18 protein-coding genes are annotated in these 21,598 nt (G+C 61.8%); 6 read left to right on the top strand and 12 right to left on the bottom strand.

What is annotated here, in order from left to right:
* Positions 1-11 precede the first annotated feature (11 nt).
* The 9 genes from odhB to KUL93_RS02970 all read right to left on the bottom strand — a co-directional run bounded on the left by odhB (position 12) and on the right by KUL93_RS02970 (position 9,864).
* The gene (gene odhB, locus KUL93_RS03010) at positions 12-1,256 is read right to left on the bottom strand and encodes a 2-oxoglutarate dehydrogenase complex dihydrolipoyllysine-residue succinyltransferase (RefSeq protein ID WP_217125639.1); all 1,245 of its coding nucleotides are present in this window, start codon (positions 1,254-1,256) and stop codon (positions 12-14) included.
* An 18-nt stretch (positions 1,257-1,274) separates the two neighbouring features.
* A complete protein-coding gene (locus KUL93_RS03005; protein WP_217125638.1) occupies positions 1,275-4,106 on the bottom strand; it encodes a 2-oxoglutarate dehydrogenase E1 component in 2,832 nt (943 codons plus the stop codon).
* Positions 4,107-4,225: 119 nt separating this feature from the next.
* A complete protein-coding gene (gene gltA, locus KUL93_RS03000) occupies positions 4,226-5,518 on the bottom strand; it encodes a citrate synthase (protein WP_217125637.1) in 1,293 nt (430 codons plus the stop codon).
* Positions 5,519-5,532: 14 nt separating this feature from the next.
* Positions 5,533-5,817, bottom strand: a complete 285-nt coding sequence (locus KUL93_RS02995) for an FAD assembly factor SdhE (RefSeq protein ID WP_217125636.1) — start codon at positions 5,815-5,817, stop codon at positions 5,533-5,535.
* 10 nt (positions 5,818-5,827) lie between these two features.
* Positions 5,828-6,538 (bottom strand): succinate dehydrogenase iron-sulfur subunit, encoded by a 711-nt coding sequence (locus tag KUL93_RS02990; protein ID WP_217125635.1) that lies wholly within the window; start codon positions 6,536-6,538, stop codon positions 5,828-5,830.
* Between the two features lie 19 nt (positions 6,539-6,557).
* Positions 6,558-8,351: a succinate dehydrogenase flavoprotein subunit gene (gene sdhA, locus KUL93_RS02985; RefSeq protein ID WP_217125634.1), complete on the bottom strand. Its 1,794-nt coding sequence runs from the start codon at positions 8,349-8,351 to the stop codon at positions 6,558-6,560.
* A 3-nt stretch (positions 8,352-8,354) separates the two neighbouring features.
* Positions 8,355-8,702, bottom strand: a complete 348-nt coding sequence (sdhD, locus tag KUL93_RS02980; RefSeq protein ID WP_217125633.1) for a succinate dehydrogenase, hydrophobic membrane anchor protein — start codon at positions 8,700-8,702, stop codon at positions 8,355-8,357.
* On the bottom strand, positions 8,696-9,082 hold the full coding sequence (sdhC, locus tag KUL93_RS02975) for a succinate dehydrogenase, cytochrome b556 subunit (protein ID WP_217125632.1): 387 nt from the start codon (positions 9,080-9,082) through the stop codon (positions 8,696-8,698). Before sdhC ends, sdhD begins: the two co-directional genes overlap by 7 nt.
* 56 nt (positions 9,083-9,138) lie before the next feature.
* Positions 9,139-9,864, bottom strand: a complete 726-nt coding sequence (locus KUL93_RS02970; protein WP_217125631.1) for a GntR family transcriptional regulator — start codon at positions 9,862-9,864, stop codon at positions 9,139-9,141.
* A 155-nt stretch (positions 9,865-10,019) separates the two neighbouring features.
* On the opposite strand from KUL93_RS02970, the gene KUL93_RS02965 reads away from it, so the two are divergent.
* From KUL93_RS02965 to KUL93_RS02955, 3 genes are all read left to right on the top strand, one after another.
* The gene (locus KUL93_RS02965) at positions 10,020-11,012 is read left to right on the top strand and encodes a malate dehydrogenase (protein WP_217125630.1); all 993 of its coding nucleotides are present in this window, start codon (positions 10,020-10,022) and stop codon (positions 11,010-11,012) included.
* Positions 11,013-11,135: 123 nt separating this feature from the next.
* Positions 11,136-12,134 (top strand): HpcH/HpaI aldolase/citrate lyase family protein, encoded by a 999-nt coding sequence (locus KUL93_RS02960; protein WP_217125629.1) that lies wholly within the window; start codon positions 11,136-11,138, stop codon positions 12,132-12,134.
* Complete coding sequence (locus KUL93_RS02955; RefSeq protein WP_217125628.1) at positions 12,131-13,468, top strand: lytic murein transglycosylase; 1,338 nt, start codon at positions 12,131-12,133, stop codon at positions 13,466-13,468. The genes KUL93_RS02960 and KUL93_RS02955 overlap by 4 nt, the downstream gene beginning before the upstream one ends.
* A 77-nt stretch (positions 13,469-13,545) precedes the next feature.
* Here KUL93_RS02955 and pepN read toward each other — a convergent pair whose 3' ends face one another.
* Positions 13,546-16,458 (bottom strand): aminopeptidase N, encoded by a 2,913-nt coding sequence (gene pepN, locus KUL93_RS02950; RefSeq protein WP_217125627.1) that lies wholly within the window; start codon positions 16,456-16,458, stop codon positions 13,546-13,548.
* A complete protein-coding gene (locus KUL93_RS02945; RefSeq protein WP_217125626.1) occupies positions 16,459-16,905 on the bottom strand; it encodes an RDD family protein in 447 nt (148 codons plus the stop codon).
* 119 nt (positions 16,906-17,024) lie between these two features.
* Here KUL93_RS02945 and ilvB point away from each other — a divergent pair, with 119 nt between their 5' ends.
* Genes ilvB through ilvC form a run of 3 tightly spaced genes read left to right on the top strand, consistent with a single transcriptional unit; the run spans position 17,025 to position 20,310 of the window.
* Entirely contained in the window at positions 17,025-18,755 is a 1,731-nt protein-coding gene (gene ilvB / locus KUL93_RS02940; RefSeq protein WP_217125625.1) for a biosynthetic-type acetolactate synthase large subunit, read from the top strand.
* 10 nt (positions 18,756-18,765) lie between these two features.
* On the top strand, positions 18,766-19,257 hold the full coding sequence (gene ilvN, locus KUL93_RS02935; RefSeq protein ID WP_217125624.1) for an acetolactate synthase small subunit: 492 nt from the start codon (positions 18,766-18,768) through the stop codon (positions 19,255-19,257).
* A 36-nt stretch (positions 19,258-19,293) separates the two neighbouring features.
* A complete protein-coding gene (ilvC, locus tag KUL93_RS02930; protein ID WP_217125623.1) occupies positions 19,294-20,310 on the top strand; it encodes a ketol-acid reductoisomerase in 1,017 nt (338 codons plus the stop codon).
* A gap of 145 nt (positions 20,311-20,455) precedes the next feature.
* Here ilvC and tilS read toward each other — a convergent pair whose 3' ends face one another.
* Complete coding sequence (tilS, locus tag KUL93_RS02925; protein ID WP_217125622.1) at positions 20,456-21,586, bottom strand: tRNA lysidine(34) synthetase TilS; 1,131 nt, start codon at positions 21,584-21,586, stop codon at positions 20,456-20,458.
* Between the last annotated feature and the right edge of the window lie 12 nt (positions 21,587-21,598).

The raw sequence follows: 21,598 nt of genomic DNA, 5'->3' as shown, positions 1-21,598 counted from the left end.
CCCGCTGGCTTTTAGAGGTTGAGAAGGAGGCGTGCTGGATCTTCCAGCGCCTCTTTGATGGTTCTGAGCCCGAGTACGGCTTCGCGCCCGTCGATGATGCGGTGGTCATACGAAAGCGCCAAGTAGTTGATCGGGCGAATCACGATCTGACCGTTCTCGACCACTGGGCGATCCTTGGTGGCGTGAATCCCCAGGATCGCCGACTGCGGCGGGTTGATGATCGGCGTCGAGAGCATCGAACCGAAAACCCCCCCGTTGGAGATCGAGAAGGTACCGCCGGTGAGCTCTTCCACGGTGAGCCGTCCATCTTTCGCCCGTTGCCCGAATTCGGCGATTTTCTTTTCGATTTCGGCAAAACTCATTTGATCCGCGTCACGGAGAATCGGCACGACCAATCCGCGTGGCGACCCCACCGCGATACCGATGTCGATATAACCGTGGTAGATGATGTCGTCGCCGTCGACCGACGCGTTGAGGATCGGGAATTTTTTGAGCGCTGCGCACGCCGCTTTCACGAAGAAGCTCATGAAACCCAGCCGCACGCCGTACTCTTTCTCGAACTGCTCACCGTACTTCTTGCGCAGTTCGATCACCGGCAACATGTTCACTTCGTTGAAGGTGGTGAGCATCGCGGTCTCTTGCTTCGACTGCAGCAAGCGCTCCGCGATCCGCTTGCGGATTTTGGTCATCGGAACCCGCTGCTCAGGACGCTCGCCCGCCGGCATCGCCGCGACCGGCGCCGCTACAGGCGCCGCCGCTGCTGCCTTCGGCGCAGCTTGAAGCGCGTCCTCTTTGGTGACACGCCCCCCACGGCCCGTTCCGGTCACGTCGGTCGCCGAGAGCCCCTTCTCTTCGAGGATCTTGCGCGCGGCGGGACTGGCAACACCCGCGGCAGCAGGCGCAGCGGCAGCAGGCGCAGCTGCCGCAGGCTCGGCCGCCGGTACTGATGGAGCAGGCGCCGCAGCGGGTGCTGCTGCGGGCTCAGCCGAAACGGCGTCGGTGGTGGCTGCCGCTTGGGCTTCGGTGTCGATTTCGGCAATCACTTCACCCGAGGTCACCGCCTCACCATCTTTTTTGATGATGCGCACCAGCACGCCATCAGCAGGTGCTGGCGTTTCGAGCACCACTTTGTCGGTTTCGATATCGACCAGGTTTTCGTCGCGCTTGACCGCTTCCCCCTCCTTCTTGTGCCAGGTGACCAGCGAGGCTTCAGAAACCGATTCGGACAATTGCGGAACTTTCACTTCGATCAACATGGTGACTCTCCTCTTTTATTAGGCGTCGATGGGTCCAAAGGCGTTTTCGATGAGGGCTTTCTGTTGCTGGACGTGTTTGGCGAGGTACCCGACCGCGGGCGACGACGAAGCCGGCCGTGCCACGAGGAGCAGCCGCTTGCCTTTCCCGAGCATGTTGTCGAGATGCTGACGCGACAGCAGCCAGTACCATGCGCCCTGGTTGCGGGGCTCCTCTTGCACCCAGACGTACTCTTTCAACTGGGTAAAGGGCGCGAGCGCCGCCTCGAGCGCTTTCGCCGGGAAGGGATAGAACTGCTCGAGCCGAATGATCGCGACGTCCTCGACCCCTTTCTCTCGGCGATACGCGGCGAGTTCGTAATAGACCTTACCCGAACAGAAGAGTACCCGTTTCACCTTCTTCGGATTGAGGTCTTCGACCTCGCCGATCACCGTCTGAAAGCCCCCTTGGGTGAAGGCCTCACGCGGCGACGCCGCTTCTTTCAAGCGCAATAGCGACTTCGGCGTGAAAACGACCAACGGTTTGCGGAGCCGGCGCAGCATCTGCCGACGCAGCAGATGGAAGATTTGCGCTGCGGTGGTGGGTTGGCACACCTGCCAGTTGAGCTCGGCCGAAAGCTGGAGGTAGCGCTCGATGCGCGCCGAGGAGTGCTCCGGCCCCTGCCCTTCGTAGCCGTGTGGCAACAACAGGGTGATGCCGCTCAGTCGTCCCCACTTCGATTCGGCCGAAGAGATGAACTGGTCGATCACGACCTGCGCGCCGTTGGCGAAATCCCCGAACTGCGCTTCCCAGATCGTCAGTTGGTTCGGTTCGGTGAGCGAATAGCCGTAATCGAAACCGAGCGTCCCTTCTTCCGAGAGGGTGGAATCGAACACGTAAAACGGCCCTTGCCCCTCCTGGATATTCTGCAGCGGCACATAGGTACCGGCGTCCCAGCGCTCGCGATTCTGGTCGTGCAACACCGCATGGCGGTGGAAGAAAGTGCCGCGCCCCACGTCTTCCCCGGAGAGGCGAATGCCAAATCCTTGCGCGACGAGCGACGCATACGCCAGGTTTTCCCCAAACCCCCAGTCGGCCGGAATTTCGCCGCGCCCCATCGCTTTGCGGTCTTCGATGATCTTCTGCACCCGCGGGTGGAGTGCAAACCCTTCAGGAATGGCCGTCAGTCGTTCCGCAAGACGTTCGACTTCGGAAACGGGGATTGCGGTGTCGCACTCGTCGGTATAGGGCTGACCAAGGAACGGCGTCCAATCGACCGCGTGTTTGCGCACGACGTTATTGACCACTGGGTTATACAACAATTCACCACGATCGAGTGCGTCGCGATAGCGGGCGATGAACGCGTCGGGTTCGTCTTGCGGAATCACCCCCTCTTGCACCAGTTTTTCGGCATAGCGTGCGCGTGTACCCGGATGCTGCCGTACCTTGCGGTACATCAGCGGTTGCGTCACCGCCGGTTCATCCTGCTCGTTGTGACCGAGTTTCCGGAAGCAGACGATGTCGATCACGACATCTTTCTTGAACTCCTTGCGGAATTCGAGCGCAAGCTGCGTGACGAACGCTACCGCTTCCGGGTCGTCGCCATTGACGTGGAAGATCGGCGCTTCGACCATCTTGAAGACGTCGGTGCAGTAGGTGGTCGATCGCAAATCGCGTGGGTCCGAGGTGGTAAACCCGATCTGGTTGTTGATCACGATATGGACCGTGCCACCCACGCCATAACCCCGCGTTTGCGAGAAGTTGAGCACCTCTTGGTTGACCCCCTGCCCCGCAACCGCAGCGTCTCCATGGATGAGGATCGGCAACACTTCGTCTTTCGCAGTCGGAGTGCCACGCCGCACTTGCCGCGCATAGACCGACCCCAAGACCACAGGGTTCACGATTTCGAGGTGTGACGGGTTGAACGCCAACGAGAGATGGACCGGACCACCCGGGGTCAAGACGTCGCTCGAAAAACCCATGTGGTATTTGACGTCACCCGATGAGAGGTCGGAGGCCTTCTTCCCTTCGAACTCGTCGAAGAGCATTTTTGGAGACTTCCCGAGCACATTGACGAGTACGTTGAGCCGCCCCCGGTGGGCCATCCCGATCACGATCTCTTGCGCCCCGTTCCGCCCGGCAGTACGAATGGCTTCGTCGAGCGCGACGATCGCCGATTCGCCCCCTTCGAGGGAGAACCGTTTCTGACCGACATAACGGGTGTGGAGGTAACGCTCCAAGGTCTCTGCCGCGGTCAACCGCTCCAAGATCCGCTTCTTCTGGTCGGCGTCGAACTTCGGCCGGTTGCGGATCGGCTCCATACGCGCCTGCAGCCACCGCTTTTCCGCGGTGCTGGTGAGGTACATATATTCGACGCCGATGGTGCTGCAGTAGGTTTGCCGCAGCGCGTCGAGGATCTCACGCAGCGTCCCGGTCTGTTTCCCCAACCCCTGGAACGAACCGACGTTGAATTCGCGGTTGAGGTCCGCTTCGGTAAAGCCATAGGTCGAAGGTTCGAGCTCGGCAACCGCCGGTTTTTCGAAGCGCTTCAGCGGGTCGAGATCGGCGATGCGGTGCCCCATGAAGCGGTGGGCGTTGATGAGCTGCAGCGTCGCCACCTGGTACTGCCCATCATCCGAGCCCGTTTTGACGAAGCGGACCGGGCCCATCCGCCCGAGCTGCTCGAACGCGGCGACGATCGGCGAATGGGGCCGCTCTTCCACTTGCGGTCCTTGGGCACGAATCTGTTCGAAATAGGCGCGCCACGTTTCCGGAACCGACATCGGGTCGGCGAGGAAATGTTCGTAGAGCGCTTCCACGAACGGGGCGTTGCTGCCAAAAAGGGCGGAGTTCGCCAAAAAATCACGATACATGGCAGGTCTCTCTCGTTGCGTCACTTCCCTGGTTACACAAAAGGCACAAGGCGCCCCCCAGCGGGCGGCGCCTTGTCGTCAACCGTCAAACGGCGTTCTTCTCCTGGGTTCGTCTGGCATCACCGCTCACTCATCGGAACGACGTCGCGGCGCGGCGAACCGACGTAGAGCTGCCGCGGACGTCCGATCTTGTATTCGGGGTCGGTGATCATCTCTTCCCACTGCACATACCAACCCACCGCACGCGCGAGCGCGAAGATGCAGGTAAACATCGAAGTGGGGATACCGATCGCACGCTGCACGATCCCAGAGTAAAAATCGACGTTGGGGTAGAGTTTCTTCTCGACGAAGTATTCGTCCTCGAGCGCGATTTTCTCGAGCGCCATCGCCAATTTGAAGAGCCGGTCGTTTTCGAGCCCCAGTTCGCCCAAAACTTCGTGGCAGATCTTGCGCATCAGCTTCGCGCGCGGATCGTAGTTCTTGTAGACGCGGTGCCCGAAGCCCATGAGCTTGAACGGATCGTTCTTGTCTTTCGCACGTTTGATGTATTCGCCGACGCGCGAGACGTCGCCGATCTCTTCGAGCATGCGCAAGCACGCTTCGTTCGCCCCGCCATGCGCCGGCCCCCACAGGCAGGCGATCCCTGCCGAGATACACGCAAAGGGGTTCGCGCCGGAGGAGCCCGCAAGGCGCACCGTCGAGGTCGATGCGTTCTGCTCGTGGTCGGCGTGCAGCGTGAAGATCACGTCCATCGCGCGCACCAGCACCGGATTCGGCTCGTACCGCTCACACGGCGTGCCGAACATCATGTGGAGGAAGTTCGCGGTATAGCCGAGGTCGTTGCGCGGGTACATGAAGGGATGGCCGATGTTGTATTTGTAGGCCATCGCGACGATCGTCGGCATCTTCGCGATCAGACGGATGAACGAAAGATCGCGGTGCTCTTGATCGGAGAAGTCCATCACGTCGTGATAGAACGCCGAAAGCGCCCCTACGACACCGACCATCACGGCCATCGGGTGGGCATCGCGCCGGAAGCCCCGGAAGAAGTGGTTCATCTGGTCGTGCAGCATCGTGTGCTGCATCACGTCGCGCTCGAATTTCGCGAGTTCGTCAGCCTTCGGCAGCTCCCCTTTCTTCAGGAGATAGGCGACTTCCAGGAACGAGCACTGTTCGGCCAACTGTTCGATCGGGTAACCGCGGTAGAGCAACTCACCCTTTTCTCCGTCGATATAGGTGATGGTCGAGCGACAGCTCGCGGTCGAGAGGAACCCCGGGTCATAGGTGAACACTTTCGCTTCGGACCCGAGCTTACGAATATCGATCACTTCGTTCCCGTAGGTCGGGGTCATGATCGGGAACTCGTAGCTTTTACCGTCGATGGTCACCGTTGCGGTGCGTTGTTGCGTCATGATACTTCACTCCTTTATGCGTTTGTCTCACCCCCTGGTGTCCCCAGGAGCTCCTGCGTTTGGCGACGATGTGCCGCCTGAATCTTCGCGATCAGCGCTTGCCAATCGCTACGCGGCGCGGGTTTGGTGCCATGGACCATCGGCCAGAGGTCGTGGTCTTCGAGCGCGAGCATTTCGACCAGCGCCGCCAACTCGGCATCGCTCAGCTGGTCGAAGCCTTCGGCAAGAAAGGGGCGAAAAACGAGGTCGAGCTCGAGCAACGCCCTGCGGCACCGCCATCGAATTCGCCCTTTCTCCATCGCCGGCACCTCACACCATCCGCGAGACCATCAGGTCTTTGATCTTGCCGATCGCCTTCGTCGGATTGAGGTGTTTCGGACAGACATCGACACAGTTCATGATCGTGTGGCAGCGGAACAACCGATACGGATCGTTCAAATTGTCCAGCCGCTCGTTGGTTGCCTGGTCGCGGGTATCGGCGATGAAGCGGTATGCCGCGAGTAACCCTGCCGGCCCGACGAATTTGTCCGGGTTCCACCAGAACGACGGGCACGAAGTCGAACAACACGCGCAGAGGATGCACTCGTACAAGCCGTTCAACTCTTCGCGATCCTGCGGCGACTGCAACCGTTCGCGCTCGGGTGGCGGATCGTTGTTGATGAGGTACGGTGTAATCGAGTGATACTGCTTGAAGAACTGCGTCATGTCGACGATGAGGTCGCGGATCACCGGCAAACCAGGCAGCGGACGCAGGACGATCGGCTGTTCGAGCGAATCGAGGTCCGTGAGACACGCCAAGCCATTCTTGCCATTGATGTTCATCGCGTCCGACCCGCAGACCCCTTCGCGGCAGGAGCGGCGAAACGCCAGCGAATCGTCTTTGGCTTTCACTTTCACCAGCGCTTGCAGGAGTTTTTTGTCGGTCGGTTCGATTTCGACCGAGATCTCCTGCATGTACGGTTTTTCGTCCTTGTCCGGGTCGTAGCGATAGATGCGGAAATGGACCACACGGTTGGTCATGGCTAAGGCTCCTTCGCAATCAGTAGGTGCGTTTCGCGAGCGCAATCGGCTGGGTATCGGGGTGCAACGGCTTGAGATGCACCGGTTTGTAAGTCAAACGATTCCCTTCGCGATACCACAGCGTGTGCTTGAGCCACTCTTTGTCGTTGCGGCCGTTCGGAAATTCCGGCGTATCGGGGCAGTCGTCGCGCACATGCGCGCCACGCGACTCTTTGCGCGCCTCGGCCGAAATCATCGTCGCTTTCGCGACCTCGATCATGTTTTCGAGCTCGAGCGCCTCGATGCGCGCGGTGTTCCACACCATCGACTTGTCGTTGATGAAGGTGTGCTTGACCCGTTCCTCGACCTGCAGGATGCGCGCCACCCCCTCCTTGAGGAGGTGCGCGAAACGGAAAACGCCCGCATGCTTTTGCATCGTCCGCTGCATGTCGAGCAACACGTCGGCCACTGTCTCGCCGCTCGTTGCGGTGTTGAGGCGATTGATCCGCGCAAGCGACAGATCGGCCGCATCTTTCGGCAACGGCTTCAGACGCAGGTTGCCGCTTTGGATGTCTTCGATCACGGTCTCACCCGACGCTTTGCCGAAGACCAGGAGGTCCAGGAGCGAGTTGGTGCCAAGGCGGTTCGCGCCGTGGACGGAAGCGCACGCGCACTCCCCTGCGGCGTAGAAGCCGACCACCGGCACCTCGAGGTCATCCCCTTTTGGCACCACCACTTGCCCCTTGTAGTTGGTGGGGATGCCGCCCATCTGGTAGTGCACGGTCGGCACCACCGGGATCGGTTCGTTGATCGGGTCGACCCCAGCGAATTGAATCGCGATCTCGCGAATCCCCGGCAGCCGTTTCAGGATCGTTTCCGGCGGCAGATGGGTGATGTCCAAGAGCACGTAGTCTTTGTTCGGACCGCAGCCACGCCCTTCGTTGATCTCGGTCACCATCGCGCGCGAGACGACGTCGCGGCTTGCCAGATCCTTGAGGTTCGGCGCGTAGCGCTCCATGAACCGCTCGCCGTTGCAGTTGCGCAGGATGCCACCTTCCCCCCGCACCCCTTCGGTGATGAGCACGCCTGCACCCGCGACACCAGTGGGGTGGAACTGCCAGAATTCCATGTCTTCGAGCGGAATTCCCGCACGCGCGGCCATGCCCAACCCGTCACCCGTGTTGATGAACGCGTTGGTCGAAGAGTAGTAGATCCGTCCCGCGCCGCCGGTCGCGAAAATGGTCGCTTTCGCGTGGAAGATCGCGACTTTGCCGGTCTCCATCTCCATCGCGGTGACGCCCAGCACATCGCCATCCTGGTCACGGATGAGATCGAGCGCCATCCATTCGACGAAGAACTGGGTACGCGCGCGCACGTTGCGCTGATAAAGCGCATGCAACATCGCATGGCCGGTGCGGTCTGCCGCAGCGCAGGAGCGCATCACCGGCGCTTCGCCGTAATTCATCGAATGGCCCCCGAACGGCCGCTGGTAGATCTTCCCTTCGTCGGTGCGGTCGAACGGCATCCCGTAGTGCTCGAGTTCGATCACGACTTCGTTTGCCTTGCGGCACATGAATTCGATCGCGTCCTGGTCGCCGAGCCAGTCGGACCCCTTCACGGTATCGTACATGTGCCAGTGCCAGTGGTCAGGAGTGGAGTTTCCGAGCGAAGCCGCAACCCCCCCTTGCGCGGCAACCGTATGGGAACGAGTGGGAAAGACTTTGGTCAGCACCGCGGTGCGCAACCCCGCTTCGGCCAGTTGCAACGCCGCACGAAGCCCCGCGCCACCCGCGCCGACGATCACGGCATCAAACGTATACGTTTCGACGTTCATCGTTTACAGCCTCCAAAGCACGCGGGCCACCCATGCCAGATAGCCGATGAGTAACAGTGCGGTTGCCACATGGAGCGCGATCCGGATTCCGAGTGGCTTGATGTAGTCCATCCAAATGTCGCGCACGCCGATCCACGCGTGGTAGCAGAGCGACGCGAAAAAGAGGAAGGTGAGCAACTGCATGAGCCGCCCCGAAAAGAGCGCCTGCCAGTGTTCATGGGTCATCGCTGGCAACGTCAGCGCCGCAAACGCGAAAATCACGGTATAAAGCGCCATGTAGGCGGCCGTGATCCGCTGGATCAGCCAATCCTTGATGCCGTAATGGGCACCCACCACCAGTCGCTTCACCATAGCCAGACTCCCAAAATCACGGTGAGCGCCAGACTCACCATCAAGACCACGCGCGCACTCTGCCGTGCCGGTTCCAGCTCGACCCCTTTGTGCAGATCGAGGAGCAAGAAGCGAATCCCGGCGCAAAAGTGGTGGAGATAGGCCCAGAGGAGCCCGAGCAGGATCAATTTCACGAACCAGTGCCCGACGATCGCCTGATAGGTGGCGAACGTTTCCGGCGAGGTCAAACTCAGGTCGAAGAGATAGATCAAAAACGGCAAAAAGAGAAAGAGGCCTCCCCCGCTAATGCGGTGCAGGATCGAAACGATCCCGGGCAACGGCAGCCGAATTTCTCTAAGGTCAAGAAATTTTGGCCGTTTTTTCACTTGGGTCTGCATCATCGTCACTCCCCAGGTTACACAACTCGAGCGCTCATTCGAACGCCCCCCAAAATCGCTCAGGTCAATTCATTGTAGTAGTGGTAGGAATCGGTAGCATAAAAACCTTTGCGCCACTCGACCGGCCGATCGTGGTAGGTGTAGGTGACCCGTTCGACGAAAAGGAGCGGCGAACGCTCCGCAACCCCCAGCACCTCGGCGGTCACCCGGTCCGCTGCGACCGCCTTCAATCGCTCTTCGGCACGCACCATGCGCACACCGAACCGGGTTTCGAAAAAGCTGTAGAGCGAACCGCGCCACTCCTTGAGCGCATCGAGCGAAAACGCCGCAAAGAGATCGCCGGGGAGATAGATCTCGTCCAGCACGAGCGGCTTTTGGGCAAAGCGCAACACCCGCCGAAAGATCACGATCGGCGATCCCAACGGAATCTGTAAGACCCGGGAGGCCTCTTGCCCCGCTTTGGCGCGCCAACAATCGATGGGGACACTCGTGGCCTGCACCCATTCGCCGTCGTCGCGCCGCAAGCGCAAGAAACGATAAAACTGCCGAGGGTCGCTGTGCGAGACAACGAACGTTCCCTTGCCCTGTTTGCGCACGAGCAGATTTTCCGCAACGAGCTCATCGATCGCTTTGCGCACCGTACCTTGCGAGACACCAAACCGCGCCGCGAGCTCTTGCTCGCTGGGAATGGCCTCACCTGGGCGCCACTCGCGCGCTTCGAGCGACTTCAAGAGCAGCGCCTTGATCTGGCGATAGAGGGGACTGAATGCGGGTGACGGTGCCATAGCGCGAATTGGACCACAAAAAAAACGCGTTGTCTACTATGTCTTGTGTCTTATATAAGACATAAGTTACAATTGACATCGGTACCCCTTCCGCCTATCATAGCGTAGATTCACCGTTTTCGTTCCATTCTGTCCACGCAAAAAGGGAGTAGACCATGGCCAAAGCCCCTGTTCGTGTCGCCGTCACTGGCGCAGCCGGTCAAATCGGTTACAGCCTGTTGTTCCGCATCGCTGCCGGCGAAATGCTCGGTCGCGACCAACCGGTGATTTTGCAGCTCCTCGACCTTCCGCAAGCGCAAAAAGCGGTCTACGGGGTGATGATGGAGCTCGAGGACTGCGCGTTTCCGCTCCTCAAGGATATGATCGCCACCGACGACCCGAACGTGGCGTTCAAAGATGCTCAAGTGGCCCTGCTCGTCGGCGCAAAACCGCGTGGTCCCGGGATGGAACGCAAAGACCTGCTCTCAGAAAACGCCAAAATCTTCACGGTGCAAGGCGCCGCGATCGGACAGCACGCCGACCCGAACTGCAAAGTGTTGGTGGTGGGCAACCCGTGCAACACCAATGCCTACATCGCGATGAAAACCGCAGAAAAATATGGTCGGGTGCCGGCGAAAAACTTCACTGCGATGCTGCGCCTCGACCACAACCGGGCGCTGGCGCAGTTGGCGAAAAAAACGGGGCGTCCGGTCGACTCGTTCAAACACCTGGCCGTCTGGGGCAACCATTCGCCAACGATGTACCCCGATTATCGCTTCTGCACGTCGAACGGCGAATCGGTGAAAGACCTCATCAACGACGAAGCGTGGAACCGTGACGTCTTCATCCCCACCGTGGGCAAGCGCGGTGCCGCGATCATCGAAGCGCGTGGCCTCTCTTCAGCAGCGTCGGCTGCAAACGCTGCGATCGACCATGTCCGTGACTGGTGGCTGGGTTCGAACGGGGAATGGGTGACCATGGGCGTTCCTTCGGACGGTTCGTACGGGATTCCGGAAGGCATCGTCTTTGGCTTCCCCTGCGTCTGCGAAAACGGCGAATACCGAATCGTGCAAGGGTTGCCGATCGATGCGTTTTCGCAAGAACGGATCAACAAGACGCTTGCGGAGCTCGAAGAGGAGCGTAACGGCGTAAAAGAGCTCTTGGGCTAATCGGGACGGGTGTTTCCCTATAAAAGCAGAAGGGGGCTTCCCTTCTGCTTTTTTTCGTTCACAGCACCCTATGGTACGATTTTCGCTCATTGACGGCATGACTGTCGACCGCAAGCACAAGCGATGACCGCAAACACCAACCCCGCCACGATCCTCTTTGGCGCCACCCGCCGGCCACACCCCATTCCGCCGGTGGTCCACTATTGTGGCCAACCCCGTTTCCTCGAGAAAGCGCTCGCGTTACAAGCGCACGAAGGACCGCGCTTTGATATCGCGTTCGATCTCGAAGATGGCGCGCCGGCAGGCGACGAAGCGGCGCACGCCGCGCGCGCGGTCGAATACGTGATGAGCGCAGCGAACCGTTTTGGCCGCGTCGGCGTACGCATCCACGACCGGACCCATCCCCATTGGTGGCGTGACTTGACGACGCTGCTCCCAGTAACCGCCGAACGGATCGCTTTCGTGACGCTCCCCAAGGCGCGCGCCTATGAGGACGTTGCGGTCGTCGCTGACGCCATCGCGTTCCTGTGCCGCAACGCGGCACGCACCCCGCCACTTCACGTACTCATCGAAACCCATGGCGCGCTCCGAGACGCCTATCCAATCGCTGCGCACCCGCTCGTCGAGTGCCTCGACTTCGGGTTGATGGATTTCGTCTCCGAACACCTGGGCGCAATTCCCGCCGACGCGATGCGCTCGCCGCTGCAATTCGAACACCCGCTCATTCGGCGCGCCAAAACCACGGTAGCAGCAGCGGCGCACGCAGCCGGCAAAGTGGCTGCGCACAACGTCTGCGTCGTGCTCGACGACTCGAACCTCGCCTACCAAGATGCCCGCCGCGCGCGTGACGAATTCGGGTTTACGCGGATGTGGAGCATTCATCCCAGTCAGATCGGGCCGATCGTAGAGGCCTTTACGCCGAGCGCCGAGGAGATTCGCGATGCCGAACGGATCTTGCTTGCGGCCGCTGCGGCCAACTGGGGACCGATCCGCGACCACGGACGCTTGCACGACCGCGCCTCGTACCGGTACTATTGGATGGTACTGGCGCGGGCGCATCAGGTTGGGGTAACGCTGCCGGAAACGATCGCGGCGTGGTTCGTTGCGGAGTCGTCACGATGATTCCTTTTCGCGCTCGGGACCCATCCCGGATCCAGCGCCACTGCATGCGTCTTGCCGCGCTGGCGTGCACAGTTGCCCTGTTGGCCACACCCGGAGCGGTGGCCCAAGCGGTGCCTGACGCACCTTCGCAAAGCGCTTTACAGCGCTGTCTTGCCGAGCTCAAACCGACCGCAGCAGCGCGTGGGGTTCCCGCGGCGCTCTTTGACCGCCTCACCGCGCGCTTGGCGCCCGACGTGCGGGTGCTCGCGCTCCTCGATCGCCAGCCCGAGTTCGTCACACCGATTTGGCAGTACTTGGCAAACCTCGTCGACCGCCGGCGCATCGGCGAGGCACAAGAGGCCCTTGCGGCAAACGAAGCGCTGCTGCGCCAGACCGAACAACGCTTCGGGGTCGAAGCAGAGTTGATCGTCGCTTTTTGGGCCGTCGAGAGCAATTTGGGACGCAATTTGGGGCGATACGACCTCATCCAGTCACTCGCCACACTGGCGTGCTTCGGGCGACGGCAAGCGTACTTTCGCGACGAATTCTTGACGCTGGCCGAAATTATCGCGAAAGGAGACATCACCTCGTTACCACCGCGGGGATCCTGGGCGGGCGCTTTGGGACACACTCAGTTCATGCCGAGCACCTTTGATGCGTATGCGGTGGACGGCGACGGCGATGGCGTACGCGACCTCTACGGGTCGCTTGCCGACGTCTTCGCTTCGACCGCCAATTTCCTCAAACGCTCGGGATGGCGGTACGGGGAACCGTGGGGCATCGAAGTGCGGTTGCCCTCCCACTGGCAGAGCACGGCGACCGGTCGCCGAGTGAAACGCACCACACGCGAATGGCTGGAGCTGGGGCTCACCCGTGCCGACGGCAAGCCGTGGGATCCCACGACGCTCCCGGAACGCGCCGCGCTTCTGCTTCCCGCGGGCAGCAACGGTCCAGCGATCCTCGTTTTTCCCAATTACGACGTGCTTTACCGCTACAATGCGGCCGAAAGCTATACCTTGGCGGTAGGGTTACTCTTCGACGCGCTGCGCGATCCAGAGCGAGCCGCCCATTTCGACCCCAAGCAGCCGTTTCGGACGCCATGGCCGACGGACGAACCCCCATTGACGCGAAGCGAAACCGAATCGATCCAATCCCGATTGACCGCCCTTGGGTACGATCCCGGACCAGTCGACGGCGTAATGGGCGCCACCACACGCGAAGCCCTGCGCCGTTTCCAACTCGAATGCTTAGGCGATCCCGCCGCGAGCGGTTGGCCCGACGCGCGAACGCGCGCCGCGCTCACCAACGAAAACGTGGTCTGTCCATCAACACCACACCGTCAGACGCAACGGTGATCGCGGGCTACGGCGCACGCGCGGAACTGGCGCCGGTCCGGGAAGCGACCGACACCGCTTCCCTACCGCAAAAGACGTTACCGCGCCGTCGCTAAGATCCGTTCGAGGACTTCGCGCACTTCGTTCGAGCGGACCATGGGGACAACATGCTGCACCGCGGCAAGTGCGGCGCTCCGGTACGGTTCGCACCAGGTTGCGGCGTGTTCGAGCGTCCGCGCAATGCGCGCGGCAACGAGCGGGTTGCGCGCATCGAGCGTGCGCACCACGTCCGTCCACCAAGCCCAAGCCGCCTCGCCTGTCGCGGCACATACCGGCAAGTTGTGCGCAAAAAACGCCAAAACCAACGCATAGACCTTGTTGGGGTTGCTCCACCGAAAACGCGGGTGGTGGGTCAAGTCCCGGACGCGCGCAAAGAGGGTTTCGGGCGACTGCCCTTGCCACGCCCAGCGCGTCGCGTGCCGCTGCAACCATTTGTCGAAGACGATCGCATCGTCCTCATAGTGCTTGGCAAATGCCGCGAGGATGCTCTCGGCCACCGCTTCGTCGGGGTGCGCCAGTGCGGCGTCGAGCACGGCGAGCCGATCGCTCAAATTCGTTGCCGCGTGCCATCGCGCCGAAAGGTGCGCGGCGACGGCACTCGCGGCACCATCCGCCGCGCTCGCCGTCGGGCTGCCACTGCGAATCGCCAACAATTTAAGCACGAACGCCACCAACGCACGACGGCCTGCCGCTTGCGGCTCAAAGCGGTAGGGTCCCGTCGTGTCCTGGCGTTCGAGAAGCGCCCACAACGTCTCCGCGGGGATGGCCTGCGCCAGGATTCGCCACCACGCCATGAGCCGCGCGCGGACGGCCACCGGATCGACTGGCCGCGGCGTTTCGTCCCGAACCACCGCTTCACTGGGTGGCGTCAAGAGGCGCACACGGTAATTGGCGTCCAGTGACGCGTCGCATAGCGCCGCGTGCCAGGCGTTGAGGAACGAGCTGCCCCACTCGGCGGAGAAACGGCCATGGTCGTCGATCGCACCCTGCGCCGCAAGGTGCAGCACCTCACCGGCTTGCCAGCGGTTGAAGGGGTCGGGGTCGTGGGCAAAACGACGCAGCAGCCACGCAATCGGTTCCCGACCGTCGGCCGTTTCCGCCCAGCGTACCCGCACGGGCGCCGAAAAGCCGCGCAGCAACGACGGCACTGGGTCATCCTCTGGCATGGGCCCCACGATGCGCCACTGCTTGCGCGGGCGATCGAGCACCAACACGGCGCTTGCGTCGCGTCCCGAAGCGGCAAGCGACGCTTCGCCCGGACTTTCGGCAGTAAACGGCAACGCCCTGCCGCTGCGATCGATCCAACCCATGCGTACGGGAATCACGAGCGGCTTCGCGGCAACGTCCCACCCCGCGAGCCGTTGTTCGAGCGTCAGTTCCAACACCACGCGCTTTTCGGCACCGTGGTGCAACGGCTCAGGCGTCTCAGCCGCTCCCTCGGTCTCGACCCAGCGCCAATGCGCGACCACTTCCGGCGTCCCAGCCGCGTCGTACCAGTGCAAGAATTGCGACAAGTCTCGGCCGTTCGCATCCGCGATCGCGGCCTCGAAATCTTCACACGTCACCGCTTGTCCGTCATGCCGTTCGAAATAGGTGTCCAACCCGCGGCGAAAACCCTCCTCCCCCACCAGCGTGTGGAGCATCCGCACCACTTCCGCCCCTTTTTCGTAGACGGTGGCGGTATAAAAGTTGTCGATCGCGCGGTAGGCCCGCGGCCGCACGGGGTGACGCATCGGGCCATCGTCTTCGGGGAATTGCACCGCTTTCAACACCGCGACGTCGTCGATGCGCTTCACCGCCCGCGCACTCGCAGCCGCTTCTGGCGTCGCCGCTGCTTCGGCGAGCCGATCCGCGGAAAACTCCTGATCCCGAAAGACGGTAAGCCCCTCTTTCAGGGTCAATTGGAACCAATCCCGACAGGTGACCCGGTTACCGGTCCAGTTGTGGAAATACTCATGCCCCACGATTGCTTCGACGTTGGCGTAATCGGCATCGGTCGCGGTCTCTGGCGTCACCAAGACATATTTGGCATTGAAGAGGTTGAGCCCCTTGTTTTCCATCGCGCCCATATTGAAGTCTTCGACCGCCACGATCATATAGCGGTCGAGGTCGAGCACCCGACCAAAGCGCCGTTCGTCCCAGCGCAACGCCGCTTCGAGCGAATCGAGCGCCCATTCGGCTCGGTCGCGGTGCGCCGCTGCGGTCCACACCTGAAGGAGCGCAGGGCGCCCATCGGCCCGCACCACCGTTTTTTCCGTCGCGACCAGATCCGCAGCAACAAGGGCGAAGAGGTAGCTCGGTTTGGGAAACGGATCATGCCAAACGGCAAAATGCCACCCGTTTTCGAGATCACCCGTCGCGACCAAATTCCCGTTGGAGAGCAACACCGGATAACGCGCCTTCTCCGCAGCAAGCCGCACCTGGTAACGCGCCAGCACATCAGGTCGGTCGATGAACGGAACGATGCGCCGAAACCCCTCTGGCTCACACTGGGTAAAGAGGCCGCTCGCGGACTGGTAGAGCCCCGAGAGCGCGCTGTTTTCCGAAGGATTCAGCTGCACCCGTGCTTCCACCCAGACCCGGTCGGGCAACGTGCCTGTGATCTCGATGGCGTCTTGCGCCCGGTTCACCGAACCCACAGGCTGCGCGTCGGCCAATGGGTAGCGCGCAAAGTCACGCACAGAGACTCGATCCGCAGGCCAAACGGTCAATTCGACCAAGGTCACCGCCGAAAAATCGCAATCGAGGCGCAACGAAACGCTGGGATCCGATGCGACCCGTTCGCACGACAGCCACGCACGAACCTCTGTCGCCATCGCGTCGAGACGGAAATCGAGCACCAGGTCGCGAACCCGCCACGCCGGTGGCTGGTAATCCTCGAGCCGAACCACGCCAGCCTGGGTGTCGACGTTCGCGAGCCCCTTGTCGCCATCGCTTGCTGTCATCGCCATTCACCCCACCTTCCAGTCCCACTGGACGATCCGCGTCTTTGCCAAGCGGTCGTGGAGAAAGAGCCCGTCCGGATCGAACCACGACCAGAGAATCCCCACACCGGTGCCGACGCTAAACCAAGCCAAGAGAAAACGGAGCCAGCACTGCCCCCAGGACGGCGGGTGTCCGTCGGCCGAGAGGATGCGCAATTTCCAGGTCTTCATCGCGAGCGTTGCGCCGCGCCGCCGCCAATGCCAAATGAAATAGAGGGCAAGCACCGCAAAGAGGTGCACCCAGAGGAGCCAGCCAGGCGGCGTAACATGGCGCACCACACCCACGACGATCCACGGCAACAACACGCCGCCACCGACCACGCCGATCAAAAGCAGCAGCTCATAGAGCATCGCGGCGATGCGTCGGCTGCGCGACGCCAGCACCGCTTCTTGGGTTGGGATAGGCTCAGGCACGATCACTTCTTGCGAACGCAACCGATCGATTATGCCGCAACCTTCAGGGATTGACCAAACGACGCGGAACCGTTATGGTTACGGGTTTACCCGTATCCATATCAGCAAGGGATCGTTCCATGCAACTCACCGGCGCAGAGATCGTGATCCGCAGCCTGCAAGAAGAAGGGGTGCGCTTCGTCTTTGGTTACCCCGGCGGCGCGGTGCTGCATATCTATGACGCGCTCTTTCAGATCAACCAAGCCGAACCGGAGCGAGAAATCCGCCACGTGCTCGTGCGCCACGAGCAAGCCGCGGTCCATGCCGCAGACGGCTACGCACGGGCGACGGGCGAAGTGGGGGTTGCGCTCGTCACGTCGGGGCCTGGCGCAACCAACGCGGTGACGGGGATTGCCACCGCGTACATGGACTCGATCCCGGTCGTGATCCTTTCGGGTCAGGTGCCCACCCCGGTGATCGGGGAAGACGCGTTCCAAGAGGTCGATACCGTCGGGATCACCCGTCCGTGTGTGAAACACAACTTTCTGGTCAAGGACGTCAACCAACTGGCCGAAACGATCAAGAAGGCGTTTCACATCGCCCGCACGGGGCGTCCCGGCCCGGTGCTCGTCGACATTCCGAAAGACGTCACCGCGCAATTGGCGGAATTCCACTATCCGAAGACGGTCGCGATGCGTTCGTACAACCCGGTGGTGAAAGGCCATCCGGGGCAGATTCGCAAAGCGGCGCAGGCGCTCCTTGCCGCGAAACGGCCGATGATCTACACCGGCGGCGGTGTCGTGCTGGGCAACGCGGCACCCGAGCTGCGCGCGTTGGTGAAGAAGCTCGGCTACCCGATCACCCAGACGCTGATGGGGTTGGGCGCGTTCCCCGGAAGCGACAAGCAGTTCCTGGGGATGCCCGGGATGCACGGCACTTATGAGGCGAACATGGCGCTGCACCACTGCGACGTCCTCTTGGCGGTTGGCGCACGCTTCGACGACCGCGTGGTCGGTAACGTCCCCCATTTCCTGCAAGAACCGCGCACCATCATCCACATCGACGTCGACCCCAGCTCGATCAGTAAACGGGTTCCGGTCGACATCCCGATCGTCGGCGACGTCAAAGCGGTGCTGAGTGATCTCCTCGCGGCGCTCGAAGCGCTCGATCGTCGCCCGGACGAGGCAGCGCTTACCGCATGGTGGCAACAGATCGAAGCGTGGCGCGCGCGCAACTGTCTCGCGTACACGCCAAGCGACACCGTGATCAAACCGCAATTCGTGATCGAAAAGCTCTGGGAAGTCACGAAAGGCGAAGCGATCGTCACCTCCGACGTGGGCCAACACCAGATGTGGGCCGCGCAGTACTACCGTTTCGACGAACCGCGTCGCTGGCTCAACTCCGGGGGGCTGGGGACGATGGGCGTCGGGTTGCCGTACGCGATGGGCGCGAAATTGGCATTCCCGCAGATGCCTGTGGTCTGCGTCACCGGCGAAGCGTCGATCCAGATGTGCATCCAAGAACTCTCCACCTGCAAGCAATTCCGGCTGCCGATCAAGATCGTCAACCTCAACAACCGCTATTTGGGGATGGTTCGGCAGTGGCAAGAGCTCTTTTATAGCGGCCGCTACAGTGAATCGTACATGGATTCGCTCCCCGATTTTGCGGCGCTCGCCCGCAGTTACGGCCATGTCGGGATTCGTGTCGACCGTCCCGAGGAGGTCGTTCCCGCCCTCGAAGCGGCGTTTACCACCCACAAAGACGAACTCGTCTTCCTCGACATCCAAGTCGACCCGCGGGAAAACGTCTACCCGATGATTCAGGGCGGGAAAGGGCTCACCGAGATGATTCTCGGTTCGGAAGAATTGTGAGGATCAGACCATGAGACACGTGATTGCACTGCTGGTGGAAAACGAATCGGGCGCGTTGTCGCGCATCGCCGGGCTCTTTTCGGCGCGTGGCTACAACATCGAATCGCTCACCGTCGCGCCGACCGAAGACGAGAGCCTGTCGCGGATGACGATCGTCACTACCGGTTCGGATGACGTGATCGAACAGATCACCAAGCAGCTCAACAAACTGATCGATACGGTCAAGGTGGTCGATATCTCCGAGTCGCCCCACATCGAACGGGAACTGATGATGGTGAAGGTCCGGGCCGTGGGGCCAGACCGCGAAGAGCTCAAACGCCTGGCCGACATCTTCCGCGCCCGGATCATCGACGTCACCGACACCACCTACGTGATCGAACTCACCGGCAACCAGCAGAAGCTCAACGCGTTTCTGGCGGCGATCTCGCCCGGTCTCATCCTGGAGACGGTGCGTAGCGGCGTCTGCGGCATTGCCCGTGGCGAGCGTATGTTGAAAGCCTGACCGTTTTTTCGCTGTTCACAATCAGAAGGGGTAACCATGAAAGTCTATTACGAAAAAGACGCCGATCTCTCGCTCATCAAAGGCAAGACCGTTGCGATCATCGGCTACGGCAGCCAGGGCCACGCCCATGCGCTGAACCTCCACGGGTCGGGGGTGAAAGTGATCGTCGGGTTGCGCCGCGGCGGCGCCTCTTGGGGCAAAGCCGAAGCAGCGGGGCTCACGGTGATGGAGGTCGCCGACGCGGTCAAACAGGCCGACTTGGTGATGATCCTGCTGCCCGACGAAGCGCAGCCTGCGGTCTACCGTCGCGACATCGAAGCGAACTTGAAGCAAAGCGCGGCGTTGGCGTTTGCGCACGGCTTCAACATCCACTACAACCAGATCGTGCCGCGCGATGACCTCGACGTGATCATGATCGCGCCGAAAGGCCCGGGACACACCGTTCGCGCCGAATACCTCCGTGGCGGTGGCGTGCCGTGCCTCATCGCGGTGCATCAAGACCGTAGCGGCAAAGCGCGCGATCTTGCCCTCTCCTATGCCGCGGCGATCGGCGGGGCGCGCGCCGGGGTCATCGAGACCACGTTCCGCGAAGAGACCGAAACCGACCTCTTCGGCGAACAAGCGGTGCTCTGCGGTGGACTCGTCGAGCTCGTCAAAGCGGGGTTCGAAACCCTGGTCGAAGCGGGGTACGCCCCCGAAATGGCCTATTTCGAGTGTCTGCACGAACTGAAACTCATCGTCGATCTGATGTACGAAGGCGGGATCGCAAACCTCAACTATTCGATCTCGAACAACGCCGAGTTCGGCGAGTACGTCACCGGCCCCGAAGTGATCAACGCGCAGTCGCGCGAAGCGATGCGCAACGCGTTGAAACGGATCCAGACCGGCGATTATGCGAAGATGTTCATCCAGGAGGGTCAGCTCAACTATCCGTCGATGACCGCGCGGCGGCGGCTCAACGCCGAACACCCGATCGAACAGGTGGGTGCGAAGCTGCGCGCGATGATGCCGTGGCTTACGCAGCACCGCTTGGTCGACCGGAGCAAAAACTGATCGCCCCATCGCGATTTGCCACAGACCGAAACCCTCGCCCTCCGGGCGGGGGTTTTCCCGTCGCGCAACCGTTGCGTTTGCTCAGCGCAATCGGCAGCGCCTGGCGCTGCCTGGATGGTAGCTGTCCTGCTAGCGCCTAAAGCAGTCACGGCGTTGGACGAGGTGGCGTCAACCACACCCCCTGCCGATCCGCACACAGCAACGCCTGCGCCGTCAGCCTGAACGTCCAAGGAGCGTGCTTTCGCGCACTGCGGTGCGCAGCGAGCTGCCGCAGCGCTTCGTCAAGGCGCGCCTCAGGCGGTGGCTGCCAACCGTTTGCCTGTAGCGCCCAGCGCAGCAGATTGCGCTGGCGATGCGCTGGAAGGGCACCAAACGGATCGAGTCGCCACCGCCCCGCACCGTCTGCAAGCGCAGCGGCATCGATTTCGGCCAGGTCCATGAGGCACGCGTGCGCCTCCTGCATCACGGTAGCGGTGCGCACAGTCACTGCATCGACCCCTGGCCAGGTACGGCGCAGCGCGGGCAACAACGCATGGCGCAGCGCGTTGCGCCGCATCCCGCCGTGGGCCTCTGTGTCGAACGTCTGGTTGCTGGGGTCTTCGTGCCACGCGATGCCCTGGGCGCGCAGATAGGCAACGAGTGCGCTTTTGGGGGTGGTCAGGAGCGGCCGCCACAGATTGAGACGAACCGTGCGACCGTCATGCGCCGCAAGGCACGGGTCGCACACCGTACTGGACTCCGGTTCTGAGCCCCCCTGGGGATAGGGGCCCCATGGGCGCATTGCGCCCAACCCCAAGACGCCGCTGCCACGCAACAGACGGAACCAAAAGGTTTCCACTTGATCGTCTCGGTGGTGCGCGGTGACGACGGTCACGCGCAACGGCGTTGGCCCATTTTTGGAACGCACCAACTTCGCCGCCCATTCGTGCGCGATCGTTGCAAGCGCCCGATAGCGCGCACGACGCGCCGCTGCCTCTAATCCCAGACGGGCGCACAGGCGCGCATCGACCGTGACGCGCGCGGCAAAGAAAGGGACACCCCATGCGGCGCACTGCTCGGCGCAATGGGCCAGCCACGCGTCTGCTTGCGCTTGCAGACCGTGATGGACGTGCGCAGCGGCAAGCGGCAACGTTCGGCGATGAAAAGGTGGTTTCCCTGCGCGGCGCGCTTCCATAAGGCGGTGCAACAGTGCGGTACTGTCGGCACCGCCGGAAAACGCGACCAAGAACGCGTCGCTTTCTTGCTGCGCGGCCTCAAGCGCCGCCCACGGTGGCAACGGGGAGGGGCG

Source organism: Hydrogenophilus thiooxidans, from assembly GCF_019049855.1.
Taxonomy (GTDB): Bacteria; Pseudomonadota; Gammaproteobacteria; order Burkholderiales; family Rhodocyclaceae; genus Hydrogenophilus; species Hydrogenophilus thiooxidans.
This window is presented reverse-complemented; position numbering and strand designations above follow the sequence as displayed.

Excerpts from the sequence above, each read along its gene's own strand:
- odhB (WP_217125639.1), bottom strand. The coding sequence starts at position 1,256 with ATGTTGATCGAAGTGAAAGTTCCGCAATTGTCCGAATCGGTTTCTGAA.
- KUL93_RS03005 (WP_217125638.1), bottom strand. The coding sequence starts at position 4,106 with ATGTATCGTGATTTTTTGGCGAACTCCGCCCTTTTTGGCAGCAACGCC.
- gltA (WP_217125637.1), bottom strand. The coding sequence starts at position 5,518 with ATGACGCAACAACGCACCGCAACGGTGACCATCGACGGTAAAAGCTAC.
- KUL93_RS02995 (WP_217125636.1), bottom strand. The coding sequence starts at position 5,817 with ATGGAGAAAGGGCGAATTCGATGGCGGTGCCGCAGGGCGTTGCTCGAG.
- KUL93_RS02990 (WP_217125635.1), bottom strand. The coding sequence starts at position 6,538 with ATGACCAACCGTGTGGTCCATTTCCGCATCTATCGCTACGACCCGGAC.
- sdhA (WP_217125634.1), bottom strand. The coding sequence starts at position 8,351 with ATGAACGTCGAAACGTATACGTTTGATGCCGTGATCGTCGGCGCGGGT.
- sdhD (WP_217125633.1), bottom strand. The coding sequence starts at position 8,702 with ATGGTGAAGCGACTGGTGGTGGGTGCCCATTACGGCATCAAGGATTGG.
- sdhC (WP_217125632.1), bottom strand. The coding sequence starts at position 9,082 with ATGATGCAGACCCAAGTGAAAAAACGGCCAAAATTTCTTGACCTTAGA.
- KUL93_RS02970 (WP_217125631.1), bottom strand. The coding sequence starts at position 9,864 with ATGGCACCGTCACCCGCATTCAGTCCCCTCTATCGCCAGATCAAGGCG.
- KUL93_RS02965 (WP_217125630.1), top strand. The coding sequence starts at position 10,020 with ATGGCCAAAGCCCCTGTTCGTGTCGCCGTCACTGGCGCAGCCGGTCAA.
- KUL93_RS02960 (WP_217125629.1), top strand. The coding sequence starts at position 11,136 with ATGACCGCAAACACCAACCCCGCCACGATCCTCTTTGGCGCCACCCGC.
- KUL93_RS02955 (WP_217125628.1), top strand. The coding sequence starts at position 12,131 with ATGATTCCTTTTCGCGCTCGGGACCCATCCCGGATCCAGCGCCACTGC.
- pepN (WP_217125627.1), bottom strand. The coding sequence starts at position 16,458 with ATGGCGATGACAGCAAGCGATGGCGACAAGGGGCTCGCGAACGTCGAC.
- ilvB (WP_217125625.1), top strand. The coding sequence starts at position 17,025 with ATGCAACTCACCGGCGCAGAGATCGTGATCCGCAGCCTGCAAGAAGAA.
- ilvN (WP_217125624.1), top strand. The coding sequence starts at position 18,766 with ATGAGACACGTGATTGCACTGCTGGTGGAAAACGAATCGGGCGCGTTG.
- ilvC (WP_217125623.1), top strand. The coding sequence starts at position 19,294 with ATGAAAGTCTATTACGAAAAAGACGCCGATCTCTCGCTCATCAAAGGC.